We start from the raw sequence: 20,349 nt of genomic DNA on the forward strand, positions 1-20,349 counted from the left end.
GGGGATATGTGATTTCTTATTCACTGATCTCTTCCACAGTCAATATATAACTGTTCGACTGGCTCTCGCCAGTGTATTCACGTCCATCCAGATTGAAGAAGTATGGAGCGGTTACTAAGCCTTTAAGGAAACGACCCAGTACATGTTCACTAACCCTGACAAAATAATGGATGTTTACAGTGGCAGCAGCTTTGACTGTCCCTAGCGACAAGATACCGTTAAATGAAGATTGTGGATTTGGAATCCCATCAATCACAATGCTGCTAGGATCAATAAGACATTCCTCCGGTGTGAGCCGATCAAGGGATACTTCTGCTGGCCAATTCCCACTATTCGTTAGGGAGATCCAGCATTGGACATGTTCTCCTTCTTCCACAAGGGTAGGCTTTGCATGAGTTTCGAGAGAAATGATAGGCAGGACTATTAAAGTAGTAACGATATTGGAACGAGAGGTTTTTCTTACTGTCCGTCCGTCCGGGAGCACAAAAGTATACTGAACACTGCCATGATTTTGGACAGCTGCGTGGGCATGAATGTTTATGGCTGCAGGAATGCTCACTTGAAAGACCACGACCGCTGAAGTTCCGCCTCTTAATGTGCCTAGCTGAATGCCATCAGCAGGACGGGCGCCTTTTTGCATCACTCCGTTTAAGAGAACACTATCCCATACGAAAAGAGTGCCCGAAGGGATAGCATCGGTCAGAACCGCATTCACGGCCAAGTTCCCGCTGTTGGTTACCGTTAGTTCATATCTTAGGTTGTCACCTGGAGCTGCTGTAACATGATCTACTCTCTTGCTGATGGTGACCCCTGCCAGAACAAGTGAGATAACGACGGTGTTACTCTCGGTTGTATTGGGATCGTCGTCGACGGTATAAGTGACAGCAGCACGGTTAGTCAGGTCCAAGGATGAGGGGATCTCTGTAACTCGAACGCGAAAGGTAATATCAATGCTTAGGTCTTTATCAAGTTGACCAATTAATATTCCTTGCGTAGGCTCTGATTCTGGATAATAGACGCCACCTGCAATGACACTCCCTGGAATGAACACAGATCCGTTAGGAATAGAAATCGTTGCGATGATTTGGTTTAATAGGCTGTTACCTTCGTTCGTAAGCCGTAATGTATAGGTAATTACATCACCTATAAAAGAGGTCGGAGTGCTTGCAGACAAACTGGTAGAGAGCTGGTAGGAGCGTAAAGAAACTAGTACGGAATTAGAATATAAATCTCCGTTAACGATTCTTCCCTCGGGTGTGGCAAAAGAAAAACGGCCCAGTGCTTTATTTTGCAGCACTAGTGAAGAGGGAAGTGAAATGATAACCACTTGAAAGGCGATGCTCACTTGGCTCTGCGGAGCAATAGAACCTAGCGGTATGCCCGAAGACGGTGTAGCCCCTGGGAGAGGCACACCGTCTCTAAGCACGCTGTTGGAAATAAAGGATACACCCTCTGGAAGAATGTCATACACCGTTAGCAAAGCATCTGTGTTTCCATTATTAGAAGCTTTAATGGTATACACCAGAGTGTCACCTAAAGAGGCATGGAGTTTGTCTGTACTCTTCAGCAATGAAAGCACGGGGCCCACGACCGGGGTGTTAACGGTATTGGAATAGACAATGCCGTCAACACCCGCTGCCGAGTTGAAGAGTACCATAGATTGATTAGTTACGACAGGTTGGGTACGTGAGCCGGGAATCATAACGCTACTACCTGAACCTGGAAGGTGATGGTTGAGGAAGCGCCAGCAGCAATCGTTCCGATGGCAATACCGGAAGCCGGGCTGCCATTAGGTCGTGGGGTTCCGTCTACAGTGATGCTGCCTGTTACAAATTGGCTGCCTGCTGGAATAGGGTCAACCATGATGACGTTATTGACTGGTGAAATCCCTAAGTTGGTAACAACAATCGTATAGGTGATGATATCGCCGACAACGGCATCAATAGAAGTAGTGCTCTTAACGACACTTACATCCGGAGAAGAGACAGGGATAATTAGGACATTTGAAAGTGAAGTTCCGGTGAGCAGACGACCATCTGGAGGTGTGAATGAGAAAGTTGCTGAAGCCTGATTGACTAACTGCTGCGGTGACGGGAGGGAGGCTACTGTAACCTGCAGGGTTATGGTCACTGTTACCGTGCTTCCCGGAGCAACTGCTCCAATATTTAATCCAGTAGCCGGGTCGGAGCCTGGTTGTGGCACCCCATTAATGAGCACGCTGTTTGGAACGAAGATAGCTCCGCTAGGAATCGTGTCAGTTATGACTACATTTGCTATGAGGTTACCAGTATTAGTCACATTCAAGGAGTAAGTAATCGTATCTCCGACAGTTGCGGCGGTTCTGTCTGCCCCTTTGACTACAACGATGATAGGCTGATACACCGGAATAACAAGTGTATTAGAGAATGAGGATCCCGAGAATGCTCCAGATGTGAAGCTGACGGAAGCTTGATCGGTGAGCGTGGCAGGATTAGGCAGTACATTGACGATAGTGTTGAACGAGATATTGACCGAAACGCCCGGTGCAATTGTGCCGAGCGAGATGCCATTCGCTGGATTGGCATTAGGATGCGGAGTGCCATCAACGATCACACTGCCAGCAACAAACGAAGAGCCTGCTGGTATTGGATCACTGATGTTTACATTGCTGATATTGGCGATTCCGCTATTGGTAACTGTAAGGTTGTAAGTAATTGTATCGCCAATAACGGCATCTGTTGCTGGTGATGACTTAGTTACGATCACATTCGGTGAGGATACCGAAATCGTTGTCGAATTGGAATTGATCGAACTGTTAAACGTCCGCCCATCAGGCAAGGTGTAAGCAAATGCTACCGATGCTTGGTTAATCAGTTGCTGGCTTGCTGGCAGTGTTGAAATGAGTACTGAGAACATAACAGATAGTGTTGCACCTGCGGATATGACACCGAGTGGAATGCCAGCCGCTGGATCTGCTCCCGGAGCTGGGGCACCTTGAATAAGCACACTGTTTGGCACAAATGTTGTTCCAGATGGGATAGTATCACTCAGAGTAGCCAAAGCCCCGTAATTCCCTGAATTGGTTACATTAATCGTGTAGGTAATCGTATCTCCAACGGTCGCTTGAATTGAATTCGAGCTTTTTGCTGCGGCTAGAATCGGTAAGTAAATAGGCGTTGATACAATATTAGAGAAGGCAACATTCGAGAGAACTCCAGAGGTGAAGCTCACCGTTGACTGGTTATTTAGGAGGCCTGAAGGTGGCAATGAGACTGTATTCACTGTGAATGCCACAGTTACAGTTACACCTGGTGCAATACTGCCCAAGGTTACCCCGGTGGAAGGGCTACCCCCTGGACGAGGTACGCCATCTACTAATACACTGCCAGATACGAATGTAGTACCCGCAGGAAGTGCATCCGTGAATACGGCATTATTAACAGTATCGATTCCATTATTGGTAATAGCGATGGAATATGTGATGGTGTCCCCAACCGTGGTTGATGTTGTTGTAGTGGATTTAACTACAGCTACATTAGGAGAAGAGACGGGGATAGTAATCGTGTTAGATAGGACTGAGCCACCAAGTGTACGCCCATCCGGAAGCGTGAAGCTATAAGTAACTGTGCCCTGATTGACCAGTTGTTGTGGGTTTGGCAATGAGGTGATATTTACTGTGAACACTACTGCTGTTGTACCACCTGGAGGAATCACTCCGGCTGGAATACCCGTAGACGGATCTACTTGCGCTAAAGGGAGTCCATTAATAAGTACGCTGTTCGTAACGAAGGTAGTGCCGGCTGGAATGTTGTCTGTAACTACCAAACTTGCGGGGTAGTTCCCCGTGTTACTAATGGTCAGGGTGTAGCTGACAGCGTCACCTGTTGTAGCGTTATTCGTACTTGCTGTTTTGACAACCGAGATGTTCGGCTGGTACACAGGGATGGTAACGGTATTGGAGAAAGTCGAACCGGAAAAAACACCTGATGTAAAGGTTACGGATGCCTTATTGATAAGTGTAGCAGTAGGAGGAACAGAGATCACGGTAACACTGTAAGCAACCAGAGCTGAAGCTCCAGGCGCCAGGGTACCAATTGATATCCCCGAAGAAGGATTCAGGTTTGGAAAAGGTACTCCATTTACGGATACGCTACCCGTTACAAAAGCAGCGCCTGCTGGTGTTGGATCGTTAAGTAACACGCTATTAACAGCTTCTAAACCGTTATTAGTAATATTTACGTTATAAGTGACCGTATCTCCGATCGCTACGGAAGTTGAGGTGGAGCTTTTGACTACCACGATATTAGGAGCTGAGACCTGTAGTGTGACGGTATTAGATACAGCAGTTCCGCTTAAGGGTCTACCGTCAGGCGGAGTATAGGTGAAGCTTGCAGAAGCTTGATTGCTGATTTGTTGTGGTGATGGCAAGGAAACGATATTAACAGAGAAGCTAACAGGGACACTGGTTCCCGGAGCTACACTTCCTACAGCTATGCCGGTATTGGGTGCTGCACCTGGTTGCGGCATGCCTCCTACAATAACACTGTTAGGATTGAAGACAGTTCCAGTAGGAATGTTGTCGGTTAAGGTTACATTTGCAGCAAGATTACCTGCATTACTTACAACCACTGTGTAGATGATGGTATCACCTACAACGAGAGCATCGGCATCACCATCTCCATCGACGGCACTTTTTAATAAGGAGATCTGTGGCTGAATGACTGGTGTGCTAGTAATGTTGGATGAAGAAGAACCGGAGAATACACCGGATGTAAAACTGACGGACGACTGATTATTAATTTGTGATGGTATCGGCATCGTTATCCTCACCTCGAATGTTACGGTAGCTGTGGCGCCTGGACCCAGACTACCGATTGGAATGCCGGCGGACGGAACTGCTAGCGGCTGAGTAATGCCGCCTACAATTACGGTTCCGGGAATAAAAGCTACATTCTCAGGCAGAGGATCGCTGAGAATGATGTTGCTTACAGTAGCTATGCTGTTGTTCGTCAATACTGAGGTGAATGTAAGGATATCGCCCGTAACGGCAGTAGCTGCATTCACACTTTTTACGACACTGACGTTAGGTGCGGATACAGGGACAGAGAGCGTATTTGATACTACGTTTCCTCCGAGTTGACGCCCGTCCGGGAGGGTGAAGCTATATGTTGCCGAAGCGGAGTTCAGTAACATCTGTGAAGGAGGTAACGCTGTTATCGTAACCAGAAAGCTCACAGATACGCTGTCACCTGGTGCCAATGGGCCTACAGGGATTCCGGTTACTGGATTATATCCGGGTAAAGGTGTTCCCCCGATGATTACACTGTTCGCGTTAAATAAAGCTTGAGGTGGAAGATTATCAGTTAATAGTAGAGTGGTTGCAATATTCCCGGTATTGCTGATGAGAATCGAGAAAGACAAAGATCCTCCTACGGATGCCTGAGCGGTATTCGCGCTTTTGACCATACTAATAATAGGTTGATACACAGGGGTTACTACCGTGTTCGAAAGTGAAGAACCAGTGAAGGCACCGGATGAGAAAGACGCACTAGCTCTGTTTGCAAATTGTGATGGATTTGGTAAAGAAGAAACATTCACTCTAAAAGAGACTGTAATAGAGCTGCCAGCCGCAATACTACCGATAGATATTCCTGTACCTGGATTTGCGGCTGGTACCGATGAACCGCCAACAATAACGCTCCCTGCTACAAAAGTGCCTCCCGTAGGAATGGGGTCAGAGACGACAACGTTATTCACAGCTACGCTGCTTGTGTTGGACACTTGGACTGTGTAAGTCAGATTCTCGCCGACTGTGACATCAGCAAGGCTTGCGGATTTGGTTAGCGTAATATTTGGAGCGGAGACTGGGATGCTAACGGTGTTTGATTGGCTAGTTCCGGATAAGGATCTACCGCTTGGTAGTTGGTAGGTGTAGCTGCTGCTGCCTTGATTGTTCAGAACAGCTGGTGAAGGCAAAGATTGTACAGAGACAAGAAAGGTTACAGGAACACTAGCCCCTGAAGCTACAGTTCCTAAGTTAATTCCTGTAAGTGGAGAATCAGTTGGTCTAGCAACTCCATTAACTGTGACACTCCCCGAGACAAAGGAACTTCCTGAAGGAATATTGTCACTGAGGACTACAGATGCCCCGATATTTCCAGAATTCTGAACATTCAACGTGTAGAGAATATTGCCCCCTACAGTGGCACTGGAAACGTTCGAACTTTTGACAATCTGGATTACAGGTTGATATACCGGAGTCGTAGTCGTGTTGGAAAGCGAAATGCCAGTAAAGGCTCCTGAGCTGAAGGATGTAGAGGATCTGTTTAATAGTTGAGCGGGAGTTGGCAATGAGATCACGTTGACCTGAAAGGTGACCGCAACGGAACCTCCAGGCGTGATGGTTCCAATAGAAATTCCTGTACCGGGATTAGCAGATGGCTGTGCCGTTCCACCTACCGTAACACTACCTGAGACTAGTGAAGTCCCAGCAGGGATAATGTCTGAAAGCGATACGTTGGTAACTGCTGCAATTCCATTATTGCTGATAACGGAGGTGTAGAGCAGTGTATCTCCTACAGCGACGTCAGCAAATCCAGCGCTTTTGAGCACTGTTACGTTGGGAGTTGTAACTGGAATAGACAATGAATTGGATGAGGCTGATCCAGCTACGGTTCGCCCATCTGGAACTTGAAAGGTGTAAGTGGTGCTCGCTTGGTCGACCAGTTGTGGCGGTGAAGGGAGACTGTTCACCACTACGCGGAATTGAACGGTAGAGCTGCCTCCAGCAGCTATCGTTCCAATAGCAATACCTGTAGCAGGATTTCCAGCGACAGGTGTTCCATTGACGGTAAAGCTACCCGCAATATATGAGCTACCTGAAGGAATATTGTCGGTAAGGGTTGTTATAGCACCAATATTTCCAGTGTTGGTGATTTGAAGGGAATAGGTGATCTGATCTCCGACCGTCGCATTTGCAGTATTGGCAGTTTTTACAATGTTAAGAATAGGGGAATATACGGGTAAAGTTACCGTATTGGATGGAATAACCCCGGTCATGATAGGGCCTCCTGCTACACTTTGAAACGTAAAAGCAGCATTTGCGGTATTGGCTATATTTTGTGGACTTGGTGGTAATGAAGTGACTTTAGCTTGATATGTAACCGTTATTGAAGTACCCAAAGCTAATGAACCTAGAGAGATTCCTGCTGTAATATCAAAGGTTGGTCTAGCGACGCCGGCCACTACAACGCTTCCGGTAACAAAGGTTGATCCTGCTGGCAGCGCATCTGATAAAACGACGCTAGCTGCACTCGCTGTACCAGTATTATTGACAATTACAGTGTAAGTTACCGTATCCCCGACTATTGGCCCGGACACATTGGCACTTTTAGTAAGGTTTATTTTGGGTGCATTTATATCTACTTGTATGGCATTTCCATTAAGCACATAAGCGTCACCAGAGGTAGTTAATTGTAAAATCGCTGAAGACTGATTATTTACAAGTCTGGCTGACACGTCAACATTAGTAATGTCCCAGCCTTGTCGGCCACCGATGATGTTGGTTCCTGGATTCCCGTTCGTCTGATTGCGTGTTCCAAATGTTCCAGTTGTATTGAGATTACCTGTATCATTGTTGATTTGTGATGCGAAAAAGTTGTTAGCAAAGTTATTGGGGCCAGATAACGCTACGAGTGTAGCAGCAGTTGGACCAAACAAGGCCTGGTCGCCTGAACGGTTTGCATCTCCCTCCTGTGCGCTGAATAATGCTCTGCCTCCAAGCGCACCTGTTATTGGTGTTGCGAATCCAGTTATCGTAGTTGAAACCGGGGCTGATGTTGCCTGTACTAGTATTGCACCTGCCCGAAGGGACATATTGCGGAATGGGAGGGCTGTATTCTGGTAGATAACACCTAAAGTCCAGCCGGCATGGTTGGCTGTCGAGTCTCCTGGAATTACAATTGTGCCTACAACGCCGCCTGTAGTATAGGTACCGGCACCACCTTGTTGTATAATGCTGGTTACATTGGCGGAACGGACATATGCAGAAGCACCACCTCCCAAATCAACAGTATTACTAGTAGCTGCATCGGGAGTTATGCTGAACGTACTTCCGGTAGGTGTAATTAAGGTGACTGGGTTGTTTATCGCCGAACTGAGGTTTACGGTTCCATTTATATAGGTGCCACCCCATATCAGCTCTGCATACAGCACTGTGCTACCTGAAGGAAGGACCAGTATGGCTGCTGAACTATTGCTTGTATAAAGACTAGTCGTTCCGTTAGGGTAGGTTCCAAAAATAGACGATGTATTGACAGTGGTAAAGCCACCGATGCTGTCCTGTGTCCCAGGTACTCCGACTGTATCAGAGCGACTAAGTCCAAGTGTGTTGCCCGTAAATGTGATAGCACCGGTCGCATTGATCGTTGCCCGTACGACTAGTGGAATGATTCTCACCTCCTTCGAGGTTAATTTTCTTTTAAAAAAGTGAACCGTCCCATAATCAGGACGGCACAGTTAATACCTGTATGTTAGCCTATGATGTAATTCGGGTATAATTGTATGTCCCATCAATAAATTATAGGGAATTTTGTCTATCGTGTGATTTTAGCCTGCGTTTCATAAGAACACGCGGTTCAGCGTAAAGCCCTCTACTCATCAATTCCAGCTCATGAATAGAAATATTTTCTTTGATTACGGTGAAATGGTACATGATTTCATGCACAACATTGGCTTGAAGCGTCTTTAGTATTTCTAGTTCTTCTGTTTCATAAAGAGGATCTTCATAAGGGTATTGATAGAAAAGCTCCATCCGCAGCAATCGATAATCGAACGGCGGCACCGGGATGGGATAGTCAGGAATCGATGGGCATACTGGACCGGACGGGGGCTGGAAAAAGGATCCTGTGAAATACCTCGGAGTATATTCATCAAACTTCTGCTTAAAGGAAGGATTGGACATATGAACAAAACTGTGGGCATACGGGGCCAGTATACAAACAATGGCTTTGTGGGTGCTAATTCTGTGAATTTCCGACATAACCGCGGATAAATCGTCGATATAAGGTAATACACGACTAGCCATTACAAACTCGGCGGTATTGTCCGGCAAAGGGATGCCTTGGCTAATGTCACAGACAATATCTACGTTGGGACCCGCGATGCGATCGATCCCGAGATAACCTGCTTCTTTACTGGATCCGCAGCCGATATCGATTCTCAAGGGGACCACTCCTTAGGGATAAATCAGGCTCAACACTATTGTATTAATCTCGCTTAAGCCTGCATCCGGCGGATGCCTATTAAAGATTGGAAGTTACTAAAAATAACGTATTATGAAACCTTAGCAGAGTTGATACGTTTATAGGAGTAGGCTTATAGAAAATGACTTTGCAAACAACCGCTAAACATAGAGGAGGCAGTCAACATGAAAAAACAACGTTCCTTACCCGCTATAGCTGCAATCGCAGCATTAACGCTAGCCCTAACCGCTTGCGGTGCTACTAATAATTCAGCACAGCCATCTGCAGAACCAAGTGCAACAGCTTCTCCAGTGCCAACAGAGGAGACCACAAGCACACCCGTACCTACAGAAGGTACAAGTACCACTGCACCAACAGAGAATCCAAGTACTCCCGCACCCAAACCTACTGCAAATCCAGAAGCTAAAATTCTTAAAGGAACAGGCGTTTACGTCGGCCAAATAGATAGTCATTCTGTTGAGATTGAGACCAAAGAAGGTCCTACGGCTTTTGAGATCACAGCAGGTATGGAGAGCGTTATTGAGAAGTTAAATACGGATGATCCTGTAGCTTTTGAATATGTTGAAAAAGCAGTGGAAGGCGATGCTACAGTTAAACAGCGTGTACTTTCGAAGCTGTCTCTTGCAAAATAAAGAAACGCTATCATTTATGAATAACAAAAGGGCTGCTCCTGATTGATTTCAGGAACAGCCCTTTTGTCTTGGAATTAGAAGTGAACGTTATAGCGTCCCGGCATTGACTAAGAAAATAGTAATAAGCAGCATAAAGAGTAGGATAATCACACCGTTGATGATAGTGCCTATAACGCCGAAAACCTTACGTCTCTTCCGGATGGAAAGCCCAATAATGCCGATGACAACACCAATTACATTAAGAGCTGAAAGAATAATAACAGTCATTCCAAGAAGCATGATGGACTGCGATGATTCGGCTAATAGATTCGAGTTCTCGTTAACCATGGAAGAAGCCTTCATAATAATGAAAACGAAGAGAGCTGCATAACCCATTATGGTCACGAGGCTGATGATGAAAGAAGCAATACCAGGTCCAGAGTGTTGGAGGTCATGATCTACTTTCTGGTACGAATACGACGAACCAGCACTTGGCTGACTCAGATCAGGTTGGGTATTTCCTACCTCTGCTGTAGGCGCGTCAGATTTTGAGAGAGAATTAAGGTCCATAGGTTGCACTCCTTGAGAGATAAGAATGAAATGTTGTTAATATCCACTTTTTCATATTGATGCTAAAAAAGCAACCCCTGATTGTGGCTAATTCGTAAATGGCTGCTGGAAAAAGCAATCGGTAATCGTTTATGATAGAAGAAGTCTAATATTAAGGAGTTGTAATCGCATGCAACGGAAACTTATGGCCTGGGGGGCTGTGCTAGCAATGCTGGCAGTAGGAGTAGGCGCTTTTGGCGCTCATTTATTAAAACCTGTTATTAGCGAAGAATATATGAAGGTATATGAGACGGGTGTACAGTATCATTTGGTACATGCGCTGGGTGTAATTCTGATAGCACTGGCTGTAGGTCAATGGGGAGAAAGTACCCGGTTACGCTGGGCAGGAAGGCTATTAATAGCAGGGACGATTTTGTTCTCTGGTAGCTTATATGTACTGAGCATTTCCGGGATTAAGGTGCTTGGAGCGATAACACCTATTGGTGGTGTATGCTTCATAGCAGGCTGGTTATGTCTGGCTGTGGAAGCATTCTCACGCAGCAAAGAGGCATCCTAAGCGATCAAGTTACAGAAGTTGATAAATAAGCATCCGTTCCATAAAGGGGCGGATGCTTATTTATCTGTAACGTATACGTTTACAGAAATTCGTCGATTTCATTTAAATTAAAGCTGTATACCTGTTTCTCATCCACGTGATAGACACTAATTGAGTTGGCTGCTTCATCAAAATTTAAAATACGACAGGGCATGGACACTTGTTTTCCGTACCGATTCGCTCGTAAACGTACTAATTGGTTGTTCTGAATATACTGTCGAATTTTCCCGTATGCATCAGCTGGCGTCTCAATAGCTGACTGCTGTGCAGGCAATATTGCCTGTTTATCAATCGGTTTATCGAGCTGCTTTTTAGTGGTCTTTGGTGGCAGCTTAAATGAAGTTGGAGGAGCAGAGCTTTGATTCAAGGCTAGTTTGGCAGAACGAAGCAAGCTGTCAATGGTTCTCCCCAATTCAAGACCGGAGTTAATGTTGAAATCTGTGATTTTGTCATTATTGTTCAACATTTCAAGCAGATATTGCAATGCAAGCGGGTTGGTACGGGCATTAATCAGGATGTCGACATTAAATAAATAGTTGCCGTCTGTGTGTTGTAGTTTCTCGTCCATAGATCCCCCAGCTTTTCGTTTGAACATTTCTTTACAATTATAAGAATGTAAATAAACTATAACATTAAACAAGTAATAATCATATACCTGACACTAGAGAAAATGGGACCAAGGTACTGTGTTTTTTACGAAAAGCCTAGGACTACCAACTGCACATCAGCAGGGGGTGAAGCATACATATACATCGTGGTTGGTGAATAAAGGAGGTGCTGCTATTGGTTACTATGGAGCCCATTACCGTAGGTGAACATACGCTGATCGGGGTAGAAGTTAAGCTTCCGAAAACAACGCTGCTCTCAATCAGCACAAGCCGAGGGTATATTATGTGTGGTGCGCTGGATGTTGGTTTGCTCAATGAGAAGCTCAGTGAACGGCATATTATCGCAGCCCGGGCGGTTGGTGTACGTACGCTGTCACAGCTGTTAGCTGCCCCATTGGAGTCTGTAACCATAGAAGCGGAGCGTCTAGGTATCGTACCCGGCATGACGGGTGCGGATGCATTACTTCTTATGGTCTGACTGAACAATCTTACAAAATCCAAAACACAAGAGGCCATTGGCCTCTTGTGTTTTTTTGCAAGAATCAGAAATTGAACATAATAGAGAGTGTCTTTAGTGTAAATAATTTAAACAGAGATTTTATGGAAGGGTTCTCCTTGTTTCGTCTTACATGCTAAGGGGTAAATTAAGAATAGACAAGTTGCTGCCGGATGAAGGATTAAGTAGCCCGGTAAATATAAAGGATAAGGATGGGATCATCTCATGGCTAAAGCATCTAATAAAGTAAATACAACTTCACTGGAACAAATTTTGAATCGTCAGGTTGCTAACTTGAATGTATTGTACGTTAAAATCCATAATTTTCATTGGTACGTAAAAGGAGAACAATTCTTCTCTCTTCACGTGAAATTTGAGGATCTATATAATGAAGTGACGCTGCAAATGGATGAAGTTGCAGAGCGTCTGCTAAGCATCAAAGGAAGTCCTGCTGCAACGATGAAAGAATATCTGGAATTGGCAACGATTCAAGAAGCTACTGGTAAAGAGGATACACGTGGTATGGTCCAGTCTCTGATTGAAGACTTCGCTACTATTTCTGAAGAGTTGACAGAAGGCATTGAGCTTGCTGAGGAAATTAAGGACCAGCCTACCTCTGACATGTTTATTAAAATTCGTGGTGATCTTGAGAAACATCAATGGATGCTGCGTTCCTACCTTAGCTAAACGATAAAGCGTATGAAATAAGGCTTCCTGCGGGAGGTCTTATTTTTTGCGTTAGGTGGTTACGGAAAATAGCGAAACATGCGGTGCATTATAAGGATAAATAAAAAGAGATATTTGTAAAAAGACAGGGTTTGTTATAAAATTGTTGAGAATCATTGATAATCATTGTGATTCAATTTATAATAATTATAATGTGATATAAAATCTAATTGTGCTGGGAATCAGGATCATCCTGTTTCAATACAACTTTTGATTTCGCAAATCGATCAATGGAGGGAATAATATTATGGCAGCAGATTTTGTCATTGAGGGACTTAAAGCGACGATTGAGGGAAAAGAGATTTTGAAGGGGATTAACCTTCAAATGAAAGGTGGCGAAATTCACGCCATCATGGGACCAAACGGTACAGGTAAAAGTACCTTGGCGTCAGCTCTTATGGGTCACCCTAAATATGAAGTAACTGAAGGAACAGCAACACTTGAAGGTGAAGATCTTCTGGAGATGGCGGTTGATGAACGCGCACGTGCAGGTCTTTTCCTTGCTATGCAGTACCCAAGTGAAATTTCCGGAGTAACAAACTCCGATTTCTTGCGCTCTGCCATTAATGCCCGTCGTGAAGAGGGCAGCGAAATTTCTTTGATTCGTTTTATCCGTCTTATGGAAGCGAAGATGAAAGAACTGGACATGAATCCTGAGTTCCTACACCGTTACCTGAACGAAGGCTTCTCCGGTGGTGAGAAGAAACGTAACGAAATTCTACAAATGATGATGCTAGATCCAAAAATCGTGATTCTTGACGAAATTGACTCTGGTCTTGATATTGATGCTTTGAAAATTGTTGCCGAAGGCGTAAACTCCATGCGGAGTGAAGATCGCGGTTTCCTGGTTATTACCCACTATCAACGTCTCTTGAACTACATCAAGCCAGATTTTGTACATGTTATGATGCAGGGCAGAATTGTAAAATCCGGTGGTCCTGAGCTTGCACAACGTCTGGAAGCAGAAGGCTACGAATGGATTAAAGAAGAACTTGGAATTGAAGACGAAACAGTAGGGCAAGACGCGTAAGAAACGCCAGGAAGGAGGAGAACACTTATGACGACACAGACCATTCTTCCGGTGGATGCCGAGCGCTTGAGCGAATTATCGCATAGTAGCGGCGAACCGGGTTGGCTGAAAGAAAGCCGCTTGAAAGCACTTGAACTGGCAGCTACTCTGACACTGCCTAAATTAGAGAAGACACGGATTGATCGTTGGAATGTGAATAATTATGGTAGCTACAAAGCAAGCGAAACCATTGCTTCACTGAAGGATGCACCTGCTTCCATTTCCTCCTTGATCAAGGATCAGGAAGAAGGCAGTCTGATTATTCAACGTAACTCTGGTGCAGTATATACACGACTAGCTCCTGAACTTGCAGCACAAGGTGTTATTTTTACCGATCTGCAAACGGCTGTTAAAGAGCACGGAGATTTGGTACAACGTTACCTTCATAAGGCGATTCAGCCTGACGAGCATTCTATCGCTGCGCTTCATGCAGCACTATGGAACGGGGGAGTATTCCTCTATGTTCCTAAGAATGTAGTGGTTGAAACTCCACTTCAGGCGGTGCTGTTAACAGATGATGCGGAAGCTTCATTTGTTCCTCACATTCTGATTGTAGCGGATACTAACAGCTCCCTGACATACGTAGACAACTACGTGTCGGATAAAGAGGAAGCTGGCTTGCACAATGGTGCTGTAGAAGTATTCGTGGGTGCAGGTGCTAAAGTACGTTATGCTACAGTGCATCAGCTGGGCGTGGATACAACAGATGTGACTTACCGCCGCGCTGTTGTTGAGAATGACGGAACGATCGAATGGATTGTTGGAGAGATGAACTATGGTGATACAGCAAGTGATACCAAATCTGTGCTCAAAGGTAATGGCTCTAGCTCGGATGCTAAAGTAATTGCTGTAGGTACGGGATCACAGAAACTGAATTACACTACTCAAGCTCAGCATTTCGGCAAAAATACCCCAAGTGACATGATCACTCGTGCGGTTATGCGTGATAATGCTACTTCTATCATCAACGGAATTACCAAGATCGAGAAAGGTGCTACAAGAGCCGACGGTCAGCAAACAGAGAAAGTATTGATGCTGAGTCCAAAAGCCCGTGGTGACGCCAATCCGATCCTGCTGATCGATGAAGATGATGTTACAGCAGGCCATGCCGCTTCCGTAGGACAGGTCAATCACGAGCAAGTCTTTTACCTGATGTCCCGCGGAATTACACGGCATGATGCAGAAACTCTGATTATCTATGGCTTCTTGGCTCCTGTAGTGTCGCAAATTCCACTAGAGGGACTGCGCAATCAGCTCCAATCTCTTGTGGAAAGGAAGTTAGGTCAATGATTAGCAACGCCATCCGGGAGCAATTTCCCATACTGAACCAGAATGTGAACGGCCATCCACTGGTCTATCTTGACAGTGCTGCTACTTCACAGAAGCCTCGTCAAGTGATTGAGGCGGTCAAGTCGTATTATGAGTGGGATAACGCCAACGTACACCGTGGCGTCCATACTCTAGGCAGCCGTGCAACAGATGCCTACGAGGGAGCCCGGGAGAAGCTAGCTAAGTTTATTAACGCCCGCAGCACTAAAGAAATCATCTTTACGCGCGGCACAACCACTGCCCTAAATCTTGTTGCCTCTTCTTACGGGCCATCTGCAGTGGGTGAAGGCGATGAAATTGTCATCACCCTGATGGAGCATCATAGTAATTTGATCCCCTGGCAGCAGCTAGCTAAGAAGACAGGTGCTACTTTAAAATATATACCGTTGCAACCTGACGGAACGATTACGCTTGAAGATGCTGAGAAGACGATTACGGATAAAACCAAGATCGTTGCTATCGCTTATGTGTCAAATGTTATGGGAGTAACTCATCCGATTAAAGAGCTTGCGGCGATTGCTCATCGAAACGGTGCGGTAATTGTCGTAGACGGCGCACAGAGCACACCTCATGTGAAGGTCGATATGCAGGATCTGGATTGTGATTTCTATGCACTTTCCGGACATAAAATGCTAGCACCGACTGGAATTGGGGCTTTGTACGGCAAAAGAGCACTCCTTGAAGCCATGGAACCTATTGAGTTCGGTGGCGAAATGATTGATGATGTGGGTCTCTATGAATCGACATGGAAAGAACTTCCTTGGAAGTTTGAGGGCGGTACGCCGATCATTGCAGGAGCTGTTGGATTAGGTGCAGCCGTAGATTTCTTACAAGAAATCGGCATGGATGAGATTCACAGCCATGAGAAGCAGCTTGCCGCATACGCAGAACAGCGTTTATCTGAAATTGATGGCTTGACCATTTATGGTCCGCGCAATCGTGAAGTTGGCGTTGTGACTTTTAATCTGGGTGACGTTCACCCGCATGATGTCGCTACAGTACTAGATGCGGAGGGAATTGCTATCCGTGCTGGTCATCACTGCTGTCAGCCGCTGATGCGCTGGCTGGAAGCCAGCTCAACAGCACGTGCGAGCTTTTACCTGTATAACACCGAGCAGGATGTAGATCGACTGGTGGACGCTTTAATCAAGACAAAGGAGTACTTCGGCTATGAACTTGGATGACTTGTACAGACGCGTAATTATGGATCATTATAAAAGTCCTAGGAATCGTGGTTCATTTGAAGATGATGCTCTGAAAATTGAACTGAATAACCCAACTTGTGGTGACCGTATTACACTTCAGCTTAAGGTAGAGGATGGAATCGTCAAGGATGCCCGTTATAACGGTGAAGGTTGCTCGATCAGTATGTCATCGGCTTCGATGATGACTGAGGCGATCAAAGGTCAAACGGTTGAACGAGCACTCGAACTAGCCGATAACTTCTCCTTACTGATGAAGGGTGAAGACGTGGATTTTGGAGATTATGAAGACATTGAAGCCCTATCGGGTGTGAATAAATTCCCTGCGCGGATCAAATGTGCAACACTGGCTTGGAACGCGCTTCGTAAAGGAATTGACGAAGAAGAGCAACATAAATAACAGTAGAACAAGGAGGCTGACACCATGGCTAAGAAAGCGCCTGATATGGAAGAGTACCAATACGGGTTCCGTGATGAGCATAAGTCGATATTCCAGTCTGGTAAAGGTTTGACGGCCGAAATTGTTAAAGAAATTTCAGCAATCAAAAATGAACCACAGTGGATGCTTGATTTCCGCTTAAAATCCCTTGAACAGTTCCGTAAAATGCCGATGCCTACATGGGGCGGCAATATGGATGATTTAGATTTTGAGGATATTCAATATTATGTAAGACCTTCCGAGAAACAAGGGAAGACTTGGGAAGAAGTTCCTTCCGAAATCAAGGAAACCTTTGATAAGCTGGGTATTCCTGAAGCGGAACAGAAGTTCCTCGCCGGCGTATCGGCACAATATGAATCTGAGGTTGTATACCACAGCATGCAGAAGAGCCTTGAAGATCAAGGGGTTATTTTTACAGATACCGATACTGCACTGCGTGAACATCCAGAACTTCTTAAGAAGTTCTTCGGGACGATCATCCCTCCAACCGATAATAAATTTGCAGCACTTAACAGTGCAGTTTGGTCAGGCGGAAGCTTCATCTACGTTCCTAAAGGTGTGAAATGTGAAGTTCCTTTGCAGGCTTACTTCCGTATTAACTCTGAGAACATGGGACAATTTGAGCGTACCTTGATCCTCGCTGACGAAGATAGCTTTGTGCATTATGTAGAAGGCTGTACAGCGCCAATCTACAGCACGAATTCTCTGCACAGTGCAGTTGTTGAAATCTTGTGTATGAAGAACTCACGCGTTCGTTATACTACGATTCAGAACTGGGCTCCAAACATTTACAACCTCGTTACTAAACGTGCGGTTGCAGAAGAGAATGCTACGATGGAATGGGTCGATGGCAACATCGGTTCCAAGCTGACTATGAAATACCCTGCGGTTGTTCTTAAAGGCCGTGGAGCTAAAGGTTCAGTACTGTCCATCGCGGTAGCGGGTAAAGGCCAGCATCAGGATGCTGGTGCCAAGATGATCCATTTGGCTCCAGACACAACATCCACTATTGTATCGAAATCGATCAGTAAGCACGGTGGTAAAGTAACTTATCGTGGTCTTGCTTCCTTTGGCCGTCAGGCAGAAGGTGCGAAATCGAACATCAAATGTGATACGCTCATTTTGGATAACGAATCCACTTCGGATACGATTCCTTACAATGAAATCATGAACGATAACATCGTGCTTGAGCACGAAGCAACGGTATCCAAAGTTTCTGAGGAGCAGCTGTTCTATCTAATGAGCCGCGGCCTAACAGAAGCTGAGGCAACTCAAATGATCGTTATGGGCTTCATCGAGCCGTTCACCAAAGAACTGCCGATGGAATATGCGGTCGAAATGAACCGTCTCATCAAGTTCGAAATGGAAGGTTCTATCGGTTAATTTCTGTTGCTGATGTTTACTGCATGATAAGTGAATAAGAAATACCCCGTCACCATAGTTATTGGTTGACGGGGTATTTTTTGTTTTCGTGAAATATTTTCTGACTGGAACTGTGTTCATATACACAATGATGCCTTTGTATTGATTGTGAACAAGAATTCCTCTTTGGGGTTTTTAAACACCGTAACTGCTTACATTCACAATAATAGCTCCATCGCTGCGCGTTCTTTATCCGCAATCTCGAGCAACAGTTTGGACGCCTGCTGCAGCTCCTGGAGGCTGCCCGTTTTTCCGGCATGGTCGATCGAAGCAGAGACGTTGGCCCACATTGGAGCGATTTCCGCAAACAAGCGATAGGCTTGCTCGATTTTCGGGTCTGCCAACTGATCTGCGCATTCTTTCAGGAAATCCCGATACAGAATCCGAAACAATGCACCGCCGGTTCCACCACGTTCCATTAGCAATGCGGTCAGGCATAAATCATGTTCAACATTGTTGCTGCGGGAAGGCCACTTCAAGATTTCATCGCTCATTTTTACAATGCCTTTATTCCCGATATTGCGAATGGGCGGGTTCAAATAGTCATGTGCATTTTTGGCCAAGGATACGCGTATAGCTTGAACGAGAGGCGGGAAGGTATCAAATGGCTCGAGTGTGAAAGAACGATTACGGGAACTCATGGGCCCTTTTGCATTTCTGGCCGCGGCCAAGCTTGTTAAACTCGTCTTCAACAGTCCGCCCTGTTGTCCGGTGTCCGCCATGTAGGCGTTGGCATCATCCATGCCGTAAAGAACCGCATAGTGACCGGCAAAGTGCACTTTGCTCGTGAAATAGTCTAAGTAATATGAATCCAACTTTAGTCCGACCGGAATTCCGCGATCGATGTAACTCCGTACGTTCTGCCATGCCTTGTCGACGGACGATGTTTCTTGTATGTTGACGATTAAACCCAGCTGGGCGGCGAGGTTGGCTGTCAATTCATCCGGTTTCACCCTTCCTCCGATGAACGGAAAGTCCATTCCTTTCGAATCCCAGTAAATAAATCCGAGGCCTTGTCCGAGCCCGAACAGCAGCGGCTCCGACAAGTGAACTCCCGCAAATTGCAGCAGATTGCCCATGGCGGTCGTTTCGCAATGTTCGCCTTGGTAAGGAACGAATCTTTCAATGATTTTGGCCTTATTCACCTGTCTCCTCCAATAATTCATTAATTAGACTGGCAACGAACGCTCTTTCGCTCTTGATGAGGCTTATAGGATGCAAGAACAGTGCTCTTACGTTCAGCGGCAATTGAACTCCGCCTTGCGATTCGTATTTTTGATTTATTTTTATTGAAGCCTTGTGAAGAAAATCCAACCGTTTCCGCAAAGCTTCCACGGCCTCTTCTTTCCTAATATAAGGTAAAGCGGCAAGGCCGAGATCGAAGCGGATGTCGCGCTCCCGCGCAGATGAAAGGCTGTCCAAGATTTCGTTTCTTAGCGCGATCATACCGGCTTCGGTGAGGGAGAACCGGTGTGGCAAAGGTCCCTTGCCTGATTTTCCTTCGGATTCCTCGGATGTAACCCATCCTTTATCTTTAAGCTTCTTCAGTCCTAAGTAGATCGAAGTCGTGCCGATATTCGCCCAATCCCGATAGCCACGCAGATCGACTAGCTTCTTGATATCGTAGCCGGAAGCTTGGCGGCATTCCGCGATCATTTGCAGCAGCATGAATTCGACATTCGAAAGTAGCATAGAGGAACCTCCCATTCTCAATATTACACGCATGTAATATAACATGTGTGTAATATAAAATCAATAACCAGCTCGGCGTATGGCTGGACGGATTTGAAAGGTTGTAATTGTATTAAGCAAAAAGGCGAAATAAATAAGACACAGTTCATTTTTTTGAAGGTCACAGCATCCGAAATAAGGAATATTGGTCTATTAATGAATGAAGAGATTTCTGCAATCGTTAGCTATAGCAGATTCTTTTTTTCTGTGAGTACGATTTTTAGATAGTGTTCTTAGAAACAGCAAGAAATGTCCTATTCTGAATGGAAGCAAAGCTTATAATAAAGTTAATCGTTGCAACGAGGAAGT

At 45.4% G+C, this 20,349-nt stretch carries 16 protein-coding genes; 9 read left to right on the forward strand and 7 right to left on the reverse strand.

Annotated elements, in window-relative coordinates:
* Positions 1 to 16 precede the first annotated feature (16 nt).
* The 3 genes from NYE25_RS29420 to NYE25_RS29430 all read right to left on the reverse strand — a co-directional run bounded on the left by NYE25_RS29420 (position 17) and on the right by NYE25_RS29430 (position 9,202).
* On the reverse strand, positions 17 to 1,702 hold the full coding sequence (locus NYE25_RS29420) for a hypothetical protein (RefSeq protein ID WP_341147525.1): 1,686 nt from the start codon (positions 1,700 to 1,702) through the stop codon (positions 17 to 19).
* On the reverse strand, positions 1,699 to 8,436 hold the full coding sequence (locus NYE25_RS29425; RefSeq protein ID WP_341147526.1) for a DUF7507 domain-containing protein: 6,738 nt from the start codon (positions 8,434 to 8,436) through the stop codon (positions 1,699 to 1,701). Before NYE25_RS29425 ends, NYE25_RS29420 begins: the two co-directional genes overlap by 4 nt.
* A gap of 121 nt (positions 8,437 to 8,557) precedes the next feature.
* The gene (locus tag NYE25_RS29430) at positions 8,558 to 9,202 is read right to left on the reverse strand and encodes a methyltransferase domain-containing protein (RefSeq protein ID WP_341061587.1); all 645 of its coding nucleotides are present in this window, start codon (positions 9,200 to 9,202) and stop codon (positions 8,558 to 8,560) included.
* 204 nt (positions 9,203 to 9,406) lie between these two features.
* Between NYE25_RS29430 and NYE25_RS29435 the strand changes: the two genes are divergently transcribed.
* Positions 9,407 to 9,874, forward strand: coding sequence for a hypothetical protein (locus NYE25_RS29435; RefSeq protein ID WP_076284187.1), 468 nt, complete (start codon positions 9,407 to 9,409; stop codon positions 9,872 to 9,874).
* Positions 9,875 to 9,961: 87 nt separating this feature from the next.
* Here the strand turns inward: NYE25_RS29435 and NYE25_RS29440 are convergent, their stop codons facing one another.
* Positions 9,962 to 10,423 (reverse strand): hypothetical protein, encoded by a 462-nt coding sequence (locus NYE25_RS29440; RefSeq protein WP_052404212.1) that lies wholly within the window; start codon positions 10,421 to 10,423, stop codon positions 9,962 to 9,964.
* Positions 10,424 to 10,592: 169 nt separating this feature from the next.
* Between NYE25_RS29440 and NYE25_RS29445 the strand changes: the two genes are divergently transcribed.
* Positions 10,593 to 10,979, forward strand: a complete 387-nt coding sequence (locus NYE25_RS29445) for a DUF423 domain-containing protein (RefSeq protein WP_076284185.1) — start codon at positions 10,593 to 10,595, stop codon at positions 10,977 to 10,979.
* A 79-nt stretch (positions 10,980 to 11,058) separates the two neighbouring features.
* Here NYE25_RS29445 and NYE25_RS29450 read toward each other — a convergent pair whose 3' ends face one another.
* Positions 11,059 to 11,586, reverse strand: coding sequence for a hypothetical protein (locus NYE25_RS29450; protein WP_042186347.1), 528 nt, complete (start codon positions 11,584 to 11,586; stop codon positions 11,059 to 11,061).
* A 215-nt stretch (positions 11,587 to 11,801) separates the two neighbouring features.
* Here NYE25_RS29450 and NYE25_RS29455 point away from each other — a divergent pair, with 215 nt between their 5' ends.
* The 7 genes from NYE25_RS29455 to sufB all read left to right on the forward strand — a co-directional run bounded on the left by NYE25_RS29455 (position 11,802) and on the right by sufB (position 18,270).
* The gene (locus tag NYE25_RS29455; protein ID WP_341147527.1) at positions 11,802 to 12,104 is read left to right on the forward strand and encodes a YunC family protein; all 303 of its coding nucleotides are present in this window, start codon (positions 11,802 to 11,804) and stop codon (positions 12,102 to 12,104) included.
* 243 nt (positions 12,105 to 12,347) lie between these two features.
* Complete coding sequence (locus NYE25_RS29460) at positions 12,348 to 12,809, forward strand: Dps family protein (RefSeq protein ID WP_042125852.1); 462 nt, start codon at positions 12,348 to 12,350, stop codon at positions 12,807 to 12,809.
* Positions 12,810 to 13,095: 286 nt separating this feature from the next.
* A complete protein-coding gene (sufC, locus tag NYE25_RS29465) occupies positions 13,096 to 13,878 on the forward strand; it encodes a Fe-S cluster assembly ATPase SufC (RefSeq protein WP_042186351.1) in 783 nt (260 codons plus the stop codon).
* Positions 13,879 to 13,905: 27 nt separating this feature from the next.
* The gene (sufD, locus tag NYE25_RS29470; RefSeq protein ID WP_042186353.1) at positions 13,906 to 15,207 is read left to right on the forward strand and encodes a Fe-S cluster assembly protein SufD; all 1,302 of its coding nucleotides are present in this window, start codon (positions 13,906 to 13,908) and stop codon (positions 15,205 to 15,207) included.
* Positions 15,204 to 16,430, forward strand: a complete 1,227-nt coding sequence (locus tag NYE25_RS29475; protein WP_076284184.1) for a cysteine desulfurase — start codon at positions 15,204 to 15,206, stop codon at positions 16,428 to 16,430. The genes sufD and NYE25_RS29475 overlap by 4 nt, the downstream gene beginning before the upstream one ends.
* Complete coding sequence (sufU, locus tag NYE25_RS29480) at positions 16,417 to 16,848, forward strand: Fe-S cluster assembly sulfur transfer protein SufU (RefSeq protein WP_036684339.1); 432 nt, start codon at positions 16,417 to 16,419, stop codon at positions 16,846 to 16,848. Before NYE25_RS29475 ends, sufU begins: the two co-directional genes overlap by 14 nt.
* Before the next feature lie 24 nt (positions 16,849 to 16,872).
* A complete protein-coding gene (gene sufB, locus NYE25_RS29485; protein WP_042186357.1) occupies positions 16,873 to 18,270 on the forward strand; it encodes a Fe-S cluster assembly protein SufB in 1,398 nt (465 codons plus the stop codon).
* A 197-nt stretch (positions 18,271 to 18,467) separates the two neighbouring features.
* Here the strand turns inward: sufB and NYE25_RS29490 are convergent, their stop codons facing one another.
* Entirely contained in the window at positions 18,468 to 19,454 is a 987-nt protein-coding gene (locus NYE25_RS29490; RefSeq protein WP_341147528.1) for a BtrH N-terminal domain-containing protein, read from the reverse strand.
* Positions 19,447 to 20,001, reverse strand: a complete 555-nt coding sequence (locus NYE25_RS29495) for a PadR family transcriptional regulator (protein ID WP_341049265.1) — start codon at positions 19,999 to 20,001, stop codon at positions 19,447 to 19,449. The genes NYE25_RS29490 and NYE25_RS29495 overlap by 8 nt, the downstream gene beginning before the upstream one ends.
* Between the last annotated feature and the right edge of the window lie 348 nt (positions 20,002 to 20,349).

This window comes from Paenibacillus sp. FSL E2-8871, from assembly GCF_038000345.1.
Lineage (GTDB): Bacteria > Bacillota > Bacilli > Paenibacillales > Paenibacillaceae > Paenibacillus_AQ.

Coding starts and splice junctions, on each gene's coding strand:
- NYE25_RS29420 (WP_341147525.1), bottom strand. CDS start 1,702: ATGATTCCCGGCTCACGTACCCAACCTGTCGTAACTAATCAATCTATG.
- NYE25_RS29435 (WP_076284187.1), top strand. CDS start 9,407: ATGAAAAAACAACGTTCCTTACCCGCTATAGCTGCAATCGCAGCATTA.
- NYE25_RS29440 (WP_052404212.1), bottom strand. CDS start 10,423: ATGGACCTTAATTCTCTCTCAAAATCTGACGCGCCTACAGCAGAGGTA.
- NYE25_RS29445 (WP_076284185.1), top strand. CDS start 10,593: ATGCAACGGAAACTTATGGCCTGGGGGGCTGTGCTAGCAATGCTGGCA.
- NYE25_RS29450 (WP_042186347.1), bottom strand. CDS start 11,586: ATGGACGAGAAACTACAACACACAGACGGCAACTATTTATTTAATGTC.
- NYE25_RS29460 (WP_042125852.1), top strand. CDS start 12,348: ATGGCTAAAGCATCTAATAAAGTAAATACAACTTCACTGGAACAAATT.
- sufC (WP_042186351.1), top strand. CDS start 13,096: ATGGCAGCAGATTTTGTCATTGAGGGACTTAAAGCGACGATTGAGGGA.
- sufD (WP_042186353.1), top strand. CDS start 13,906: ATGACGACACAGACCATTCTTCCGGTGGATGCCGAGCGCTTGAGCGAA.
- NYE25_RS29475 (WP_076284184.1), top strand. CDS start 15,204: ATGATTAGCAACGCCATCCGGGAGCAATTTCCCATACTGAACCAGAAT.
- sufU (WP_036684339.1), top strand. CDS start 16,417: ATGAACTTGGATGACTTGTACAGACGCGTAATTATGGATCATTATAAA.
- sufB (WP_042186357.1), top strand. CDS start 16,873: ATGGCTAAGAAAGCGCCTGATATGGAAGAGTACCAATACGGGTTCCGT.
- NYE25_RS29495 (WP_341049265.1), bottom strand. CDS start 20,001: ATGCTACTTTCGAATGTCGAATTCATGCTGCTGCAAATGATCGCGGAA.